The sequence below is a fragment of the Allobosea sp. P2_A10 genome, from assembly GCF_056405115.1.
In genome coordinates, this window is the sequence record NZ_JBFUCS010000017.1 from 1 (window position 1) to 17,162 (window position 17,162).

General features: G+C 66.3%; 15 protein-coding genes. 3 read left to right on the top strand and 12 right to left on the bottom strand.

The features are described from left to right. Window positions 1-15: 15 nt before the first annotated feature. From AC1DZY_RS20805 to AC1DZY_RS20850, 10 genes are all read right to left on the bottom strand, one after another. A protein-coding gene (locus AC1DZY_RS20805; protein ID WP_476822061.1) for an IS630 family transposase occupies window positions 16-962 on the bottom strand; the annotation gives its coding sequence in 2 pieces (ribosomal slippage) (window positions 16-626 and window positions 626-962; 948 coding nt in all). A gap of 89 nt (window positions 963-1,051) precedes the next feature. Then, window positions 1,052-1,774 (bottom strand): ABC transporter ATP-binding protein, encoded by a 723-nt coding sequence (locus AC1DZY_RS20810; RefSeq protein WP_476822062.1) that lies wholly within the window; start codon window positions 1,772-1,774, stop codon window positions 1,052-1,054. A 14-nt stretch (window positions 1,775-1,788) separates the two neighbouring features. Further along, window positions 1,789-3,780 carry a branched-chain amino acid ABC transporter ATP-binding protein/permease gene (locus tag AC1DZY_RS20815; RefSeq protein WP_476822063.1) on the bottom strand — a complete coding sequence of 664 codons (1,992 nt, stop codon included), beginning with the start codon at window positions 3,778-3,780 and terminating at the stop codon, window positions 1,789-1,791. A 7-nt stretch (window positions 3,781-3,787) separates the two neighbouring features. Then, window positions 3,788-4,687 (bottom strand): branched-chain amino acid ABC transporter permease, encoded by a 900-nt coding sequence (locus AC1DZY_RS20820; RefSeq protein ID WP_476822064.1) that lies wholly within the window; start codon window positions 4,685-4,687, stop codon window positions 3,788-3,790. A gap of 171 nt (window positions 4,688-4,858) precedes the next feature. After that, window positions 4,859-6,061, bottom strand: coding sequence for an ABC transporter substrate-binding protein (locus AC1DZY_RS20825; RefSeq protein ID WP_476822065.1), 1,203 nt, complete (start codon window positions 6,059-6,061; stop codon window positions 4,859-4,861). A gap of 284 nt (window positions 6,062-6,345) precedes the next feature. Continuing rightward, window positions 6,346-7,644, bottom strand: coding sequence for a four-carbon acid sugar kinase family protein (locus AC1DZY_RS20830; RefSeq protein WP_476822066.1), 1,299 nt, complete (start codon window positions 7,642-7,644; stop codon window positions 6,346-6,348). Between the two features lie 6 nt (window positions 7,645-7,650). Next, window positions 7,651-8,925, bottom strand: coding sequence for a ribulose-bisphosphate carboxylase large subunit family protein (locus AC1DZY_RS20835; RefSeq protein WP_476822067.1), 1,275 nt, complete (start codon window positions 8,923-8,925; stop codon window positions 7,651-7,653). Window positions 8,926-8,932: 7 nt separating this feature from the next. Further along, window positions 8,933-9,472, bottom strand: coding sequence for a VOC family protein (locus tag AC1DZY_RS20840; RefSeq protein ID WP_476822068.1), 540 nt, complete (start codon window positions 9,470-9,472; stop codon window positions 8,933-8,935). Window positions 9,473-9,505: 33 nt separating this feature from the next. Next, on the bottom strand, window positions 9,506-11,380 hold the full coding sequence (locus AC1DZY_RS20845) for a TRAP transporter large permease (RefSeq protein WP_476822069.1): 1,875 nt from the start codon (window positions 11,378-11,380) through the stop codon (window positions 9,506-9,508). Window positions 11,381-11,421: 41 nt separating this feature from the next. Continuing rightward, a complete protein-coding gene (locus tag AC1DZY_RS20850; protein WP_476822070.1) occupies window positions 11,422-12,438 on the bottom strand; it encodes a TRAP transporter substrate-binding protein in 1,017 nt (338 codons plus the stop codon). Window positions 12,439-12,619: 181 nt separating this feature from the next. Between AC1DZY_RS20850 and AC1DZY_RS20855 the strand changes: the two genes are divergently transcribed. After that, window positions 12,620-13,636 carry a LacI family DNA-binding transcriptional regulator gene (locus AC1DZY_RS20855; RefSeq protein WP_476822071.1) on the top strand — a complete coding sequence of 339 codons (1,017 nt, stop codon included), beginning with the start codon at window positions 12,620-12,622 and terminating at the stop codon, window positions 13,634-13,636. 43 nt (window positions 13,637-13,679) lie between these two features. Here the strand turns inward: AC1DZY_RS20855 and AC1DZY_RS20860 are convergent, their stop codons facing one another. Both AC1DZY_RS20860 and AC1DZY_RS20865 read right to left on the bottom strand, forming a co-directional pair. Next, complete coding sequence (locus AC1DZY_RS20860) at window positions 13,680-14,456, bottom strand: SDR family NAD(P)-dependent oxidoreductase (protein WP_476822165.1); 777 nt, start codon at window positions 14,454-14,456, stop codon at window positions 13,680-13,682. Between the two features lie 5 nt (window positions 14,457-14,461). Further along, a complete protein-coding gene (locus AC1DZY_RS20865) occupies window positions 14,462-15,160 on the bottom strand; it encodes a hypothetical protein (protein ID WP_476822072.1) in 699 nt (232 codons plus the stop codon). Between the two features lie 285 nt (window positions 15,161-15,445). Here AC1DZY_RS20865 and AC1DZY_RS20870 point away from each other — a divergent pair, with 285 nt between their 5' ends. Both AC1DZY_RS20870 and AC1DZY_RS20875 read left to right on the top strand, forming a co-directional pair. Then, a complete protein-coding gene (locus AC1DZY_RS20870; RefSeq protein ID WP_476822073.1) occupies window positions 15,446-16,297 on the top strand; it encodes an IclR family transcriptional regulator in 852 nt (283 codons plus the stop codon). Continuing rightward, window positions 16,294-17,118: an ABC transporter permease gene (locus tag AC1DZY_RS20875; protein WP_476822074.1), complete on the top strand. Its 825-nt coding sequence runs from the start codon at window positions 16,294-16,296 to the stop codon at window positions 17,116-17,118. The genes AC1DZY_RS20870 and AC1DZY_RS20875 overlap by 4 nt, the downstream gene beginning before the upstream one ends. Window positions 17,119-17,162 lie beyond the last annotated feature (44 nt).

The following is a 17,162-nucleotide window of genomic DNA, read 5'->3' on the forward strand; positions in this document are numbered from 1 at the left end:
TAGAGCGTTTTCCGATCAGATTGCATCATACCCTGCGGCGGTGAAGTAATTCAGGCATTCGGCGTGATCGAAGAGATCGATGATGCGGCCGATGGCGCTCCAGAGACCGCCGACGGTTCGCTCGGCTGCCTTGCGCAAGAGAGCCTTGAGCTTTGAGAAGGCCATCTCGATCGGGTTGAAGTCAGGGCTGTAGGGCGGCAGATAACGCAGTTCGGCGCCTGCCGCCTCGATCATTTCGCGCACTCTGGGTCCCTTGTGGCTGGAGAGGTTGTCCATCACGACGACGTCGCCCGGGCGCAGTTCTGGGACGAGCACCTTGGCGACATAGGTCTCGAAGGCATCGCGGTTGATCGGCCCGTCCAGAACCCAAGGCGCGATGAAGCCGCGCAGGGTGAACGCCCCGACGAAGGTCGTCGTTTTCCAATGACCGTGCGGGACGGCCATCCTGAGCCGCTCGCCGCGCGGACATCGGCCATGACGGCGCGCCATATTGGTCGATGCCCAGGTCTCGTCGATGAAGACGAGGTGCTCGGGATCCAGGTCGGGCTGGCTTTCGAACCACTCCTGCCGGCGCTTCAGAATATCGGCGCGGTCCTGTTCGCTCGCATGCGCCGACTTTTTTTGAGCGTGATCTTGTGCCGGTCGAGGAACCGCCAGAGCCCGGCGATGCTGGCGTTCACCCCCTTCGCTTCAAGCGCGTTCCTGAGCTCGCCAAGCGTGATCTCACGGTTGGCCGCAACACAATCCAGGATCGTCGCGCCATGTCGTTCGAGCCCATGCGAGCGCCGGTCGCCGCCGAGAGGGCCGGGCCGCGCATCGCCTTGCTCACGCTCCAGCTTGCGCCAGCGGCTGACGCTCGCCGCGCTCACACCGAACCGCTCGCCGGCCTGGCGGTGCGTCAAACCCCGTGCGACCGCAGCCAGCACCCGAACCCGAAGATCGACAGACAGAGCTTTCGACATCCCCGCCGGCCTCCGACCCGGCAGGCAGTCTGAATCAGCTCTAGGCTGATTTGGGAATCCCAAATGATTCAATCAGATCGAAACCCGCTCTAGTGGCTTGCCCCGAGATAGGCCGCCCGGACGGCTGGATCGTTCTTCAGCTTCGCCGCTTCGCCCGAACTGGCGAGACGGCCGTTTTCCAGCACATAGCCGTAATCGGCGACATCCAGAGCAGCGGCGGCGAACTGCTCGACCAGCAGCATGGTGATCTTCGCCGCCTTGAGCCGGGCGATGGTCGCGAAGACCTCCTCGACCAGACGCGGCGCCAGCCCCATCGAGGGCTCGTCCAGCAGCAGCACCTCCGGCTCCAGCATCAGCGCGCGCGCCATCGCCAGCATCTGCTGTTCGCCGCCCGACAGCGTGCCGGCAAGCTGGGCGCGGCGCTCCTTCAGGCGCGGGAACAGTTCGAACATGCGCTCCCGGTCGCGCTCGACATCGCCCTTGGGCCGCGCGCCCGTCAGGCGCGGAAACGCGCCGAGTTCGAGGTTGTCGTCGACGCTGAGCGTCGGGAAGACGCGTCGTCCCTCCGGCGAATGCGCCATGCCGCGTCTGGTGATCTCGTGCGATGGCAGGCCGGTGATGTCCTGTCCGTCGAGCATGATCTGGCCGGCGTCGGGCCTGATCATGCCGGAGATCGCGCGCAGCGTCGTGGTCTTGCCGGCTCCGTTCGAGCCGATCAGCGTCACGAGCTGGCCCTTGGGCACGGAGATCGAGATCTGGTGCAGCACCTGCACCTTGCCGTAGCCGGCGACGAGATTGGTGACCTGGAGCATCTCTGGTCCCCCGCTCAATGCACTGTCGCGGCACTGCCGCCGAGATAGGCCTCGATGACGCGCGGATCGGCCTGAACCTGCGCCGGCACGCCCTCGGCGATCTTCTGGCCGAAATCGAGCACCGTCACCGTGTCGGAGATGCTCATCACCACGTCCATATGATGCTCGATCAGCACGACGGTGATGCCGTGGTCCTTGATCTTGCGGATGATCCCGATCAGCTCCTTGATGTCGGGCGCGGTCAGCCCCGCCGCCGGTTCGTCGAGCAGGAGCAGCTTGGGGTCGAGCGCCAGCGCCCGGCCGATTTCGAGCAGGCGCATCTTGCCATAGGGCAGGTTGCGCGCCTCCTCGTTGGCGAGCTGGTTGAGCCCGACGAAGCTCAGGATGCTGGCGGCGCGCTCGCGCGCGGCGTCTTCTTCGCGGCGTGCCCGCGGCAGCCCGAGCGCAACCGCGAAGAACCCGCTGCGATAGCTGTGATGCAGCCCCACCATCACGTTTTCCAGGCAGGTCAGCTCGCCGAAGAGCTGCACGTTCTGGAAGGTGCGGGCGATGCCCCGGGCGGCGATCTCGGGCGATTTCCGGCCGACAAGCGTCTGCCCCTCGAAGCGGATGTCGCCGCCGGTCGGCGTGTAGATCCCGGTCAGCACGTTCATCATCGTGCTCTTGCCAGAACCGTTGGGGCCGATCAGCCCATGGATCGTGCCGGGCTTCACCGCCATGTCGACGTCGTTCAGCGCCTTCAGGCCGCCGAACTGCATCAGCACCTTCTCGATGTCGAGCAGCGTGCCGCCGGGCGGCGTCGTTGTCGCGGTCGCGCCCCAGACACGGGATTCGTCGCCGCTCGTCTTGACGACGAGCGAACGGCCGCCGCCCCGCAGCGAGAGGCTGGTCAGCACCTGCCGGACGAAGCCCATGATGCCGTCAGGCAGGTAGTACACCACGAACAGGATCATCAGCCCGTAGATGGTCAGCTTGTAGTCGACGATGCGCTCCAAAAAGAGCGAGAACACGAACATCGCGACGCAGAGCACGACGGCGATGCCGATGCTGCGGCCTTGCGTGCGATCCTTGCGCCAGGCGTAGAAGCCGCCCGCGACGGCCCCGAGCGCGATCAGCCCCGCCGTGATGCGGAACAGTTCGAGATCGGCCAGGATATTGGGCAGGAAGACCACGATGGCCGAGCCGATGATCGGCCCCATGCGCGACTTGCGCCCGCCCATCGCGACCGCCAGCAGGAACTCGATCGAGGTCGCGAAATTGAACGCCTCGGGCGCGATGTATTGCCGGAAATAGGCATAGAGCGCGCCAGCCAGTCCGGCGAAGCCGGCGCTGATCACGAAGGCGAGCACCTTGTGCTTGTAGACGCTGACGCCCATGCAGTCCGAGGCGATCGGCGAGTCGCGCAGCGCCTCGAAGGCGCGGCCATAGCGCGAGGCGATGATGCGGTTGATGATGACCACCGTCAGCACCAGCGCGATCGCCGAGATGTAGTAGTACTCGACCTCGCGCAGGCGCTTCAGCGAGAGATCGACATAGTCGCGCAGGTCGATGAACAGCGGCGTCCTGAGTTCGATGCCGAGCGGGCCGTTGGTCAGGTTGAGATGGTTGAACCAGGGTCCGAGATCGGTCATCTCGTTGATCAGCGTGACCACGATCGTCCCGAAGGCCAGCGTCACCATGGCGAGGTAGGGGCCGGTCACCTTCAGCGCCGGCAGGGCGAGCAGCGCCCCGAACAAAGCCGTGACGACGATCCCGGCCGGCAGCGCCCACCAGAAGCCCAGGCCGAAATGCAGCGAGAGCAGGCCCGCCGTATAGGCGCCGACACCAAACAGCGCGGCATGGCCGATCGAGACCTCGCCGGTGTAGCCGAAGACGATGTCGAGACCGAGCACCAGGATCGAATAGATTACGATCGTGGTGATCAGCGGCAGATAGTAGGACGAGGTCACGACGAAAGGCAGGGCAAACAGCGCAACGACGCCGGCGACGAAGAGCAGCTTCTTCATGGCGGCGTCAGACCTTCTTGATCGCGGTCTTGCCGAAAAGTCCGGCGGGTTTCAGCGCGAGCACGAGCAGCAGCAGGATCAGGCCGGGCACGTCCTTGTAGCCGGTGTCGAAATAAAAGCCGGTCATGCTCTCGGTGATGCCGAGGATCAGGCCGCCGACGACGACGCCGAGCCCGCTCGACAGGCCGCCGATGATAGCCACCGCAAAGGCCTTGAGGCCGAGCGCCGCGCCCATATTGGCGCCGGTCAGCGTGATCGGGGCGATCAGCACGCCGGCAAGCGCGGCAGACAGCGAGGACAGAGCGTAGGAGAAGGTGATGACCAGCGGCGTGTTGATGCCCATCAGGCCCGCCGCATCGCGATCGTTGGAGGTCGCGACCACGGCCTTGCCGTAGATCGAGCGGCGGTTGAAGGTCTCGACCGCGAGCATCATCGCAAGCGCGCCGAGCACGATCGCGATCTCCATCGGGCGGATGTTGACGCCGCCGATGGTCAGCGGGTTCTCGCTCAGCGGCGAGGGGAACTTCAGCGGATCCTTGCCCCAGATGTTCTCGGCCATGTTCTTGAAGATGATGCCGAGCGCGATCGTCGCCATGATCCAGCCGGCCTCGCTCTTGGTCTTCATCGCCTGGCGCACGCCGAGCCGCTCGACGACGGCGCCCTGCACCATGCCGAAGGCGAAGACGAAGGGCAGGGCGATGATGTAGGCGGCCAGATTGCCCAGATGCAGCCCGATCAGGAAATTGACGCAGGTCAGCCCGACCAGCGCACCCAGCGTCAACGCCTCGCCCTGGCCGAAGTTCAGCGTCTTCGAGGTCGCGAAGGTCAGCTGGTAGCCGAAGGCGATGACCCCGTAGATCATGCCGACCGAGATGCCGGAGACGAGGATCTGGAAGAAATTCTGCATCGTTTAAGCGAACCTGCGCTGCGTGCGAGCCACCTTAAGCCCTTATCCTGAGGAGCGATCCAGAGGATCGCGTCTCGAAGAATGAGGGCTGTGGTGAAAGGACTTTAAAAATGCCCTCTCCGCGAAAGCGGAGAGGGCCAGGCATGTTCAGATTGAAGAGAGATCGGCAGTTCAGGCCTTGGGCTTGACGCGCAGCGCGCCGGCGCCCTCGAGATCGGCCGGGTTGGCCGGGACGACGCGGCCGCCCTTGACGATGCCGAGCACCGGAATGTTGCTGGTGATCGCCTCGTGGTCGGTGGCGCTGAAGGGCTTCTCATAAGTCGTGACGACGCCCTCGACCTTGGTCGTAAGGTTCTCCAGCGCCTCGCGGATCTTGCGCCCGTCGGTCGACTTGGCCTGGTTGATCGCGGCGGCAAGCAGATACATCGAATCGTAGCCCTGCGCGGCCGAGACCGGCGAGGGAATGCGGTCGACCTTGTAGGCTGCCTGATACGCCTCGATGAAGCTCTTGCGCTTGGGCGTCGACGGCAGCTGTATAAAGGTCTGGGGCATCATCACACCCTCGCCATTGGCGCCGGCGGCATCGATGAAGCTCGCCATGGACAGGGTCCAGGATCCCATGACCGGGACCTTCCAGCCGAGCTTGACGACGGCGTTGACGGTCTGCGCCAGCTCGGGGCCGATCGCATAGGTCAGCACCACGTCCGCGCCGGCATCCTTGGCGCGCAGCGCCTGCGCGGTCATGTCGGTGTCGCCGATGTTGAACTTCTCGACGGCGACCGGCTTGATGCCGCGTTCCGCCAGCGCCTTCTCGAGGTCGGCACGACCGAGCTGGCCGTAATTCGTCGAGTCGGCGATGATCGCGATCTTGGTGTAGCCGTTCTTCTTGACCGCTTCGGCGACCATCGCGCTCTGGATGGTGTCGTTGGCGGCGTTGCGGAAGATGTAGTTGGCCTTGTGCTCGGGCGCCTTGAACTGCTGCGTCACCAGCGTGCCTGTCGAGACGTTGTTCATGACGGGGATTTCGGCTTCCTGGTAGAAGCGCTGGGCCGCGAGCGAGACGCCGGTGTTGATGAAGCCGACGGTCGCGACGACCTGCTCCTTGTTGATCAGCTCCTGCGCGATCTGGACGCCGAGCTCGTTCTTGGCTTCGTCGTCGCGCTCGACCAGCTGGATCTGCTTGCCCAGCACGCCGCCGGCCTTGTTGATTTCCTGCGTCGCCAGCTTCACGCCGTCGCGCATGCTGACGCCCATCGCGGCCGAGCCGCCGGTGAACGGGCCGCTGATGCCGATCTTGACCGTCTGCTGGGCGAAGGCCGCGCCGGTCATGGCCGCGCTGAAGGCTGCGGCGGTGAGCCATGTCTTGATTGTCATCGTTTCCATCCCTGTTTGGTTGTTCGTCTTTCCGATTGTTCCGGAAATGACACGGGTTCTTGTTGGCCCGGACTATATCGCCGCAATGCTCGCATGCAAGGCGGGCAGGCGGCGGGCGCGATCACAAAGAAGTAGAGCCGCGCGGTGGGGCCGGCAACTGCCAACAGCTGCTCGCCGGTCTTGGGAGATAAGTCTTTAGTCTTAGCGCCGGCGTCTGATTTTGTCGGATATTGCACAAGAACTGTGCCCTGACGCGATTGATCCGGCTGTGACTGCCGAGGCGCTCAGTCCCGCCCGGATTCGGCGCCGGTCGCGACCGCAAAAAAGTCGGTCGGCCCCATCTGTCCGCCCTTCAGGACGATGTCGAGATCGTCCAAGTCGGGGTCGTCGCTATGGGCCCGGCACAGCGGAGCGCCTGGCACGAGCGCGGCCCGATAGGACAGCCCCCAGATCGGCAGCGACCGGATCGCTTCGGTCGAGGTGTCGCCGCCAGCGACGACGAGCCGCGACAGCCTTGTTCTTGCGATGACGGCGCGCAGCAGCAGACCGGTCGCCTGCGCGACAGCCCCGGTATTGCCGGGCGTGCCGGGCGGGCGTTCCGTCACCAGCATGACGTTCCCGGCAGCGAGCAGTCGGCGCGCCTCGTCGGCAAGCCTGTTGCGATAGCCGGCCTCAGTGAGCAGGCGGCTGGGATCGATGGCGATCTTCGCGTAGCCCGAGGCCGCCTCGACCTGCGCGCGCGTCACCGGCGAAAGGCTGCCGACGAGAGCCAGAACCGGGCCGGAGCGTCTCTTGGCGGCGTCGGGATCTAGGCTGGCGGCTTTGCCCGCTCCGGCCGGGAGCATTTGCGCGACCGAGCTTGGCCCGACCGCAAGCATCGGCGTCGCCCGGGCCCGCTCCAGCACCAGCTCGCCGATTGCCGCAAGGTCGGATGTTCGCGACACGTCGAACAGGACGGCCTCCGGCCCGGAGGCGAGGCCGGCCGCGAGCGCAGCCGTGGCATCGCCCGTCTCGTGGAGGCGATAGTCCAGCAGCGCGATCCGGTTCAGGCCTTGCGCCGCCAGATGCCGGCGCAGATCGGCCTCGGCCATCGGCGTCACCGGGTGGACGCTCATCGTCGGATGGCGATCGATCCGATGAACCTCGCCGCCATTGCCCGCGGCGGCAAACAGGGTTCCGAACAGGCAATAGCGCGCGAGATTGGGCTGGCCGCCGAGGATCGGCACGAGCGGATTGGCAAAATGCGGCCGCAGCGCCCCGATAGCCGCGCCGATGCTGCCGATATGGGGCGCGCTGTCGAAGGTCGAGCAGCATTTGTAATGCATGAGATCGACGCCCTGCGCGGCGAAGAAACGGCCGGCTGCGTCGAGCTCCGCGATCATTTCGGCGGGAGTCATCGCCCGGCTCGCGCCGGCGACGCCGATCGCGTCGAGCTTGCCGGCTGCGGCGAGTTGCGCCGCCGTGGGAATCCCAAGAAACAGGAGCGCGCGCCAATCGCGTTGCGCCAGCGTCGCCAGCGTGTCGGTCGCGCCGGTGAAATCGTCGCCATACCAGCCATAGCGCAGGGAGGGACCGCCGCTCACGACGCGCTACCCCGCAGACTTGCCGAAGAAGTCGAGCGCCTGGCGCAACTCGACATGGCTCCTCGCCGCCGCGGCGAGCGAAATCCCCGCCGCGACCGCGTCCCAGGCCTGCCGGATGCTCGCGACGCCGGCCGCCGGGCCACCGGGATGGGCGAGGATGCCGCCGCCCGCCATGAACAGCAGGTCGTTATGGCCGATCGCATCCCAGGTCGGTTGCGCGGTGCCGGCCCATTGGCCCGAGGAGAAGGCCGGCATGACGCGGTCGTCGATGCCGTCGCTGAGCGGCGTCACACAGTCCTTCGCCGAGGACACGACCTCCTCGTCTTCCTGCGCGAACTTCCCCCGCAGGCCATGGACATGCATGTGATCGACGCCGGCGAGCCGCCAAAGCGTCTGATAGGCCTGAAAGGAGATGCCGAGCATCGGATGGCGCGAGACCGCGCCGAAGCCGTTGCGATGGCCGTGCAGAGCGAGGTCGGTCGAGCGGCGCAGTGTCTCGATGGCGGAAAATCCGCACCAGTTCAGGCTCGCCATCACGCAGGTTCCGCCCTCGCGCGCCACGAGATCGGCGTGGCGACGCATCGCGTCGGTCTCGTCGGTGATGTTGAAGGCGACCATGACGGACTTGCCGGTTTTGTCCTGGTGCCGCCTGACCGCCGCCATCACGGCAGGAACGCGCGTGGCCAGTGGCGCGTGGACCGGGTCGGCCGAAATCTCGTCATCCTTGATGAAGTCGAGCCCGGCGTCGCAAAGCGTCGTCACCAGCGCGGCCGTCTCTTCCGAGCTCAGACCGACATTGGGCTTGATGATCGAGCCGACCAGGACGCCGCTGGCGACGCCGGTCAGCCGGCGCGTCCCCGCGATGCCCTGCGTTGGCATGGGAAAGCGGCTGCGATAGACGGCCGGCAGCGTGATCGTGTCGAGCCGCATCCCCGTGACCTCGCCGAGGTCGTAGAGATTGCCGGCGACGATCGAGGCGAGCGTGGCGAGGTTCGCGCCGACATTGTCGACAGGAAACGAGATCGCGATGCGCGCCCGGCGCCACGGACCGGCGACGCCCTTACGCGCCAGCCACGCATTGGGCAGGCTGGGTTCGGACGCCGCCTCGAGTTCCTTGATCGACGTGACGACGGCCCGCGTGCGCTGCCGCAACTCGTCGGTCTCGCCGGCGACGCGGGTGAAGGTCCCGCTCGACTGTTCGCCAGCCATGATCTCGGCGACTTTGGCCGGATCGAGCGGCGTCTCGATCAGATAGGTCGCCTCGAAGTGCTCGCCCGCCATGGCCGTCTCAGAGCTTGCCGAGGTCGGGGAAGGGCCGCACAGGGTCCTTGCCGTCCCAGGTCTCGGCGGCCTCGCGGATCAGCCGGAACATCTCGCCCTTGGGGCCGGCGACCTCGGAGAGCTCGATCACGGTGCCAGGGTGATAATGCGTGTCGAAATAGACGAAGCGCCCGCGCTCGCCGACCTCGCCCGACATCACCGCCTTGAAGCCCTGCCTGGTCAGGCGTTCGAGGTCGGCGTCGTAGTCGGAGGTCCAGTAGGCGACATGCTGCAGGCCGCTATGGCCGGCATCGGTGAAGTCCTTGTACATCGACGGCACCGCATTGCGGCACTGGATCAGCTCGACCTGCAATGGGCCTGAATTGGCCAGCGCCACCGAATTATGCGGCTCGTGGGCCTCGCCCTTGTAGCGGTAGTTTTTGATCGGGACCTTGGGGTTGTAGAAGAACGGTCCGACGCCAAGGACGCGGCTCCAGTAGTCCATCGCCGCCTCGATATCGGGGACGACATAGCCAAGCTGACGGATCTGGCCAAAAAAACGGCTCATGACGAATGCCTTTATGCGCGACGCTTGGGAGGATCAGAATTTCAGGAAGCCGGTGGAGATCCACGGCACGGCGGCGACAACGAGGAGGCCGAGGAAAAGCGCCAGCATGTAGCCGCCGATATATTTCAGGCCCTCGTCGGGATTGATCTTGCTGATCGCGCAGGCGCCGTAATAGCCGACGCCGAAGGGTGGGGCGAAAAGCCCGATGCCCATGGCGAAGATCACGACCATGGCGTAGTGGACCTCATGCACGCCGATCTGCTTGGCGATCGGGAAGAGCAGGGGGCCAAACAGCACGATCGCCGGGATGCCTTCGAGCACGCTGCCGAGGATGATGAAGGCGATGATCGAAATCGCGAGGAAGCCCCAGGTCCCGCCCGGCACGGCGGCCATGATCTTGGCCAGATCCTGCGAGAAGCCTGATTGCGTCAGGCCCCAGGCCATGGCCGTGGCGCAGCCGACGATGAAGATGATCGCGCCGGTCAGCGAGGCCGTGTCGACCAGCATGCGCGGCAGGCGACGCCAGTCGAACTGGCGGTAGATCAGCAACCCCATCAGCACGGAATAGGCGATGCCGATGGTCGAGACCTCGGTGGCGGTCGCGACGCCCTCGACGACGGCGGCCCGGATCACGAAGGGCAGCGACACGGCCGGCAGCGCGATCAGGGCGAGCTTGCCGATCTCGCGCTTCGAATAGCGCACGACATGACTGAGATCTTCGTCGCGGTAGCGCCGCCAGACCACGAAGCACAACGCCGCACCGAGCACGACGCCAGGCAGCATGCCGCCGGTGAACAGGGCGGCAATCGAGACGCCGGTGACCGAGCCGATGGTGATCAGCACAATCGAGGGCGGGATCGTCTCGGTCTGCGCGCCGGTCGCCGATAGCAGCGCGACGAGATCGCCGGGTTTTGCGCCGCGCTTCTGCATTTCGGGGAACAGCACCGGCGCGATCGCGGCCATGTCGGCGATCTTCGAGCCGGAGATGCCCGAGACCAGATACATCGCGCCGATCAGCACATAGGACAACCCGCCGCGGACGTGGCCGAGCAGCGAGGCGAGGAACTGGATCATCGCCCTGGCCATGCCGGTCATCTCGATCAGTGCGCCGAGGAAGATGAACAGCGGCACGGCGAGCAGGATGAGGTGGCTCATGCCCTCGTCGAGCCGGCCGACCATGACCAGCAAAGGCGTCGAGGTCGTGAGCGCGAGATAGCCGAAGGTGGCGAGTGCGAAGGAGAACGCGATCGGCACGCCGGAGAAGACGTTGAGCGCGACGACGCCGACGAAGAAGATCACGAGATTGAGTTTGCCCAGCGGCTTCAGGGCAGGCCCGGCGAGCCAGAACAGCAGCACGAGCGCGGCCGTCAGCGCGAGCGCCAGGATGACGGGCTTGAGCGAGCCGAAACGCACGAGCCGGAAGCAGGCCGCCAGCAGCATCAGGCCCATGCCGACGGGGATGGCCGCCGCGCGCCAGGCGTTGGTAATTTCCAGCGCCGGCGTGACGATGAAGCGCTCTTCCTCGGCATATTCCAGCGCATGCGGCAGGATCATCAGCAGGAAGGCGATCGACGCCGTGACGGCGAGCGCCTCAAGCAGGGCGCGCACGCCGGGCGAAACGCGGGCGACGAGCCCGGTCATCCGCATGTGCTCGCCGCGCCTGAGCGCCACGACCGCGCCCAGCATCGAGAGCCAGAGAAACAGGATCGAGGCCAGCTCGTCCGACCAGATCAGCGGCTTGTGGAAGACGTAACGCGCCGTGACGCCTGCCCCGAGAATGACGATCTCGACCAGCACGAGCGTCGCCGCGATCGCCTCGACGAGGCCGCCGACGGCGCGGTCGAGCCGCATCGCAAGGCGCGCGATGCCGGTCTCGGGATCAGGCGCAAGCGTGGCGTGGCCATGCATCACGGGCTCCTTCATCGACTCGGCCGCGCGCTTTGCCGCTATCAGGCGAGCTTGCCGACGGCGCCTTCGAGCAGGCCCCAGGCTTCGGCGCCGAAGCGCTCCTGCCACTCCTTGTAGAAGCCGGCCTCGCGCAGCTTGGCGCGGAAGGAGTCCGGATTGGTCTTGTTGAAGGCGAGCCCCTTGGACTGCAGATCGGCCTGCACCGTCTCGTTCAGGCCCTTGATGTCGGCGCGCTGCTTGACGCCGGCCTCGTTGATCGCATCGGAGACGATGGTCTTCACGTCTGCGGGAAGGCCGTTCCAGGCGCGGCCATTGGCGATGAACCAGAAGCCGTCCCAGATATGGTTGGAGATCGCGCAGTTCTTCTGGACCTCGTAGAGCTTGGCGACCTGGATGATCGGCAGCGGGTTTTCCTGCGCGTCGACGATCTTGGTCTGCAGCGAGGAGTAGACCTCGCTGAACTGCAGGCTCGCCGGCGAGGCGTCGAGCCCCTTGAACATCGAGATCGAGAGCGGGCTCACCGGCACGCGGATCTTGAGGCCGGCCATGTCCTTGGCGGTCTCGATCGGCTTGCCCGAGGTCGTCATCTGGCGGAAGCCGTTGTCCCACATCTTCTCGAAGGCGAAGAGGTTGACCTTGGCGATGGCCGCGCGGACATGGGCGCCGACCGGGCAGTCCATTGCCTTCCAGACCTGATCATAGTCGGAGAAGACGAAGCCGACCGCGTTGATCGCGGCCACCGGCACCAGCGTCGCGATCACCAGCGCCGACGGGGTGAAGAATGTGATGCCGCCATTGCGGACCTGGCTCAGCATGTCGGTGTCGCCGCCAAGCTGGTTGTTCGGGAATATCTTGATCTCGACGCGGCCGTTCGTCTTGGCCTTGATCTGCTCGGCGGCCTCGGCGGCGCGCACATTGAGCGGATGGCTGAGCGGCAGGTTGTTGCCGTATTTCAGCTCGATCTCTGCGGCGCGCGCGATGTGCGGCATGCTTATCAGCGGGATTGCGGGCGTGGCGGCAAGGGTGCGCAGCACCGTGCGGCGGGTCAATGCAGTCATCGAAACCTCCCTGTGGTCGCTCCGCGACCTGATTGATCGTCGTCTTCTTGCCCTCACGATAGGAAGCATGGATGATGTCCATCAAGCTCATTTTTTGATGGTTTTTGATGGTATGAATGCGCCTGTCCCGAAGGCTCCGGTTGGCGAAATGGCCCCTGATGCGACGCCGAGACGGCGCCAGATGGCGCGGATCGACGATGTCGCGCGCTTGGCCGGCGTCTCGACCGCGACCGTCGATCGCGTCCTGAACCAGCGGCCGGGCGTTCGCGCGGTCACGGTGCAGCGCGTGCTGAGGGCGGCGACCGAAATCGGCTACGTCATGGCAGGCGCGCTGCCGGCGAGCGCGCTCAAACCGCTGAGGCTCGCCTTCCTGCTGCCGGCCGGGACGAACCGCTTCCTCGGTATGCTGGGACGCCTGATCGGCGGCTCGCAGGACCAGCTCGCCTCGTTCAATATGCGCGCCCGCGTCGACTACATCGAGAGTTTCAAGCCGGAACTCCTCGCCCAGCATCTGCGCCGGATCGGCCGCGAGGTCGACGGCGTCGCCTTCATGGCGCTGGAGCATCCGCTGGTGCGCGAGGCGGTCGACGCCCTGGCCGAGCGCGGCGTGCCGGCAGTGACGCTGATCTCCGACATCGCCACCACCCGCCGCGTCGCCTATGTCGGGCTCGACAACCGCTCCGCCGGGCGAACCGCCGGCTATCTGATCGCGCGCTTCATCGGAGCCCGGCCGGCCAAGGTCGCGATGATCGCCGGCAGCCTGAGCTACCGCGCCCATGAGGAGCGTGAAATGGGTTTCCTGCACCTGTTTCAGGAGCAGTTTCCGGCGATCGAGGTGGTCGGTCTGCGCGAGGGGCATGACGAGGAGGCCCGGAACTACCGCCAGACCAAGACCCTGCTGGCACAGCATCCCGATCTCGCCGGCATCTACAACATCGGCGGCGGGCCCGAAGGCATCGCGCGCGCCCTGAAGGAGGCCGGCCGGCAGCATGACGTCGTCTTCGTCGGCCATGGGCTGACGCCGGAGACGCGCGCGCTGCTGATGGAGGGCGCGATGGACGCGGTCCTCAACCAGAACCCGCAGGCGGCGCTGATGGACTGCGTCTCGATCTTCGCCAATCTGCGCGCCGGCCGCGCCGCGCTGCAGGGCACGACCCGGCCGAGCACCGAGATCATCCTGCGAGAGAACCTGCCCTGAAGCCGGGGAGCGGGATCCGGCGTCGGGTCGCTTAGCCGTCCGCTCAGTAGGTCGCCCGGCCGCCCGACAGGTCGAAAATGCCGCCGGTCGAGAACGAGCACTCGTCGCTGGAGAGCCAGAGCACCATACGCGCCACCTCCTCGATCTCGACGAAGCGCCCCATCGGGATGCGGCCCAGAATGTCGGCGCGGCGCTCGGCCGATATCTCCCTGGCCATGGCCGTCTCGGCGGCGGCGGGCGTGATCGCGGTGACGATGATGCCGTCGCGCGCGGTCTCCTTGGCCACGCTCTTGGTCAGCGCGATCAGCCCGGCCTTGGAGGCTGAATAGGCGGCGGCGAGCGCCATGCCCTCCTTGCCCTGGATCGAGGCGATGCTGACGACATGGCCGCGCAAGGGGTGCGGCGTTAGCGATGAAGGGCGCGGGGCCTGCGTCCGCATCCGTCCGACGACTGCGCGCGTGACGAGATAGGAACCAAACAGATTGACCTGCAGCACGCGCTGGAAATTCTCCGGCGAGGTCTCCCAGACCGGCTTCACCTCGCCGAGCACGCCGGCATTGTTGACGAGGATGTCCACCCGGCCATGCGCGGCGAAGGCAGCCTCGGCTGCCGCATCGACAGCCGTGACGTCGGTGATGTCGACCATGCGAGGGCTCGCCCCCGCGCCGGATTCGGCCGCTGCATCGTTCAGTGCCGCGGGGTTGGCGTCCCAGAGTTCGACCGTCGCGCCTGCATCGAGGAAAGCTCGCGCGATACCCAGCCCGAGTCCGCCGGCGCCGCCGGTGACGATCGCGACGCGACCCTTGAGATCATGGCGCATACTCATCAGCCGGCGCTCCAGGCGGTCTTGGTGCGGGTGATCTGGTGGCGATAGAGCCCCAGCGAATATGGGCCGCTGCCGCCGATCGCATCAAGCTTGCCGGGCGCGAGCTCTGCCTTGGCGAGCGCGACGAAAGCGGCCTCGTCGCCCCAGCCTTCCAGCAGCAGCACCCAGCGCGGCACGGCGTTGGCGACGCCGCGCGCCTTCTGCTCGGCTGTGGCGACGCCACTCGCCTCGGCATCGGCGGTCAGGAGATGCACGCCGGCAACGCCGGGCATGGCGAGCAGGTCGGGGATGGTCTGGCGCAGCAGCGTCGCCTTGTGGGCGGCGGCCCCCTCATCGGGCACATCGTAACGCAATGTGGCGATCAGCCCGCCCGCAGCCGGCCCAGCGCTGTGGGCGACGCGGCAGATCGAGCGCGCCACCGAGCGGAAGTGCCTGACGGCCGAAAGCGTCCACGGCGTCGGCGCATTCACGCGCGCGGTATAGTCCTGGCTTTTCAGGACCTCGACGCTCAAAGCCTCGTAAAGATTGAAGAATTCGAGATCGGCCTCGATCGCGGCATAGCGCCGGCCGCGCGTGAAGCCGGGAATGCCGAGCCGCTCCGGCATATGCTCCTGGCCGTGCCAGGCGTAGAATTCCTCACGGCCTTCCGGCGCGATGTCATGCCAGATCGCGACCGCTCCCTCTCCAGACAAGCTCACTGCCATCCTCCCTTTCACTGAGGCGGGATGCAGTCGACCACCCGCAGCCCTCATCCTGGGGAGCGCTCCGCGGGAGCGCGTCTCGAAGGATGCTCCAGAAAATTCCGGAGCATCCTGGGCCATCCTTCGAGACGCCGCTGCGCGGCTCCTCAGGATGAGGGCTGAGGATGGACCATTGCTGATCCACCTCGTCGAGGCGCGTTGACTCCGCCTCTTGTCACACGTATACGAAATTCAATTCTGAATTGGAAATCAATTCCAAAATAAAAGCCACAGGGACGGAACGTGACGATCGCAGCCGTGGAGCGGGTGTTGAAAGTGCTGGAGGCGCTATCGGGCGAACCCGATGGCGTCGATCTCAGTCTGCTCGCCGAACGGCTCGAATTGCCCGCCAGCGCGACTCATCGCCTGCTGGCGACCTTGGCCGAGCAGGGTTTCGTCGCGCAGAATGGGGCTAGCGGCGCCTATGGCCTGACACTGAAACTCTCGCAGCTTGCCTTCCGCAATCTCGATCTGCGCGGCCTGCCGGATGCCGGGCAGATCGTGCTCGACGGTCTTGCCCGCGCGACACGGGAATATTGCCGTCTCGCCGTGGTCGAGGACGAAAACCTCGTCTGGATTGCGCGCGCCCAGGGTGCGACGGCCGGCCTGCGCTACGATCCGCCGATGGGCACCGGGATCATCCTGCACGCGACCGCGACCGGCAAGGCCTGGCTTGCCTCCCTGCCCGAGAACGAGGCGCTGCGCATCGTCTGCGCGCGCGGCTTCGAGGCGCAGGGCCGCACCGGCCCCAACGCCTTGTCCGATGTCGACGCGCTGCGCGCCCATCTCGCCGAGACGCGCCGGCGCGGCGTCGCGCTCGCGGTCGAGGAGGGCGAGATCGGCACGGTTGCGATGGCGACGGTGTTTCGCGCCGGACCGGGCAAGGATGCGGACATCGCCGGAACGCTCAGCGTCGCCGGCCCCCTGCCGCGCATGACCGAGGAGCGGCGCGGCGCCATCGCCGAGGCGCTGCGCAAGGCAGCGCTGGAGATGGCCGAGATCTGGCCGCTGCGCCGCCGGCAAATCCAGACGCTTTCCGCGACTGCGGCGAGCAGCCGGGCCGAGCACATGCTTCAGGCGGGAGCACATTCATGACCGACGATGCCGCAGTCAGGCCGGCGACACAGGCCGCCGGTGCGCAAGATGGAGCGTCGGGCAGGGTCGCGGAGTGGGCGTCGGCCATCGCCTGGCCGCTGGCGAGCTTCGCCGTGCTGCTTCTGGCCTGGCAATGGCTGGTGCCCGTCGCCGGCGTGCCCGAATACATCCTCCCTGTTCCCAGCGCCTTCTTCGAGCGGCTCTGGACCGACCGGGCCCTGATCTTCCAGCACACGCTCGTCACCGGCAACGAGATCGTGCTCGGGTTTCTGATGGCGGCGGTGATCTCGATCCCGCTCGGCTACATCATCGTGTCCGTGAAGATCCTGGAGAAGGCGGTCTATCCCGTCATCGTCTTCTTTCAGCTCGTTCCGAAGATCGCGATCGCGCCGCTCTTCGTGGTCTGGTTCGGCTTCGGCCTGTTCCCGAAGGTGCTGCTGACCTTCCTGCTCTGCTTCTTCCCGACGCTGGTCGCCAGCATGACCGGTTTCCGGGCGCTGGACGAGCGCGTGCTCTATCTGACGCGTTCGATGGGCGCGAGCGCCTGGCAGACCTTCCGCTATGTCCGGGTGCCGGCCGCGCTGACCTATATCTTCTCCGGGCTCAAGGTTTCGGCGGTCTTTGCCGCTACGGGCGCGATCGTCGGCGAGTTCGTCGGCGCCAATGCGGGGCTGGGTTACCTGCTGCTGCGCGGCACGAGCTTCCTCGACATGCCGCTGATCTTCGCCTGCCTGGTGGCGCTCAGCGTCGTCGGCATCCTGTTCAGCTACCTCGTCGACGGGCTCGAGGTGCTCTTGATGCCGTGGCAGCGCAAGGGCTGATCGCGCCAAGGACAGAACCGCTTCGCTTCAACCATCAACCCGGG

What these genes read in the sequence shown, in the direction of transcription:
- AC1DZY_RS20810 (WP_476822062.1), bottom strand. Translation starts at nt 1,774, where the DNA reads ATGCTCCAGGTCACCAATCTCGTCGCCGGCTACGGCAAGGTGCAGGTG.
- AC1DZY_RS20815 (WP_476822063.1), bottom strand. Translation starts at nt 3,780, where the DNA reads ATGAAGAAGCTGCTCTTCGTCGCCGGCGTCGTTGCGCTGTTTGCCCTG.
- AC1DZY_RS20820 (WP_476822064.1), bottom strand. Translation starts at nt 4,687, where the DNA reads ATGCAGAATTTCTTCCAGATCCTCGTCTCCGGCATCTCGGTCGGCATG.
- AC1DZY_RS20825 (WP_476822065.1), bottom strand. Translation starts at nt 6,061, where the DNA reads ATGACAATCAAGACATGGCTCACCGCCGCAGCCTTCAGCGCGGCCATG.
- AC1DZY_RS20835 (WP_476822067.1), bottom strand. Translation starts at nt 8,925, where the DNA reads ATGGCGGGCGAGCACTTCGAGGCGACCTATCTGATCGAGACGCCGCTC.
- AC1DZY_RS20840 (WP_476822068.1), bottom strand. Translation starts at nt 9,472, where the DNA reads ATGAGCCGTTTTTTTGGCCAGATCCGTCAGCTTGGCTATGTCGTCCCC.
- AC1DZY_RS20845 (WP_476822069.1), bottom strand. Translation starts at nt 11,380, where the DNA reads ATGCATGGCCACGCCACGCTTGCGCCTGATCCCGAGACCGGCATCGCG.
- AC1DZY_RS20850 (WP_476822070.1), bottom strand. Translation starts at nt 12,438, where the DNA reads ATGACTGCATTGACCCGCCGCACGGTGCTGCGCACCCTTGCCGCCACG.
- AC1DZY_RS20855 (WP_476822071.1), top strand. Translation starts at nt 12,620, where the DNA reads ATGGCGCGGATCGACGATGTCGCGCGCTTGGCCGGCGTCTCGACCGCG.
- AC1DZY_RS20860 (WP_476822165.1), bottom strand. Translation starts at nt 14,456, where the DNA reads ATGCGCCATGATCTCAAGGGTCGCGTCGCGATCGTCACCGGCGGCGCC.
- AC1DZY_RS20875 (WP_476822074.1), top strand. Translation starts at nt 16,294, where the DNA reads ATGACCGACGATGCCGCAGTCAGGCCGGCGACACAGGCCGCCGGTGCG.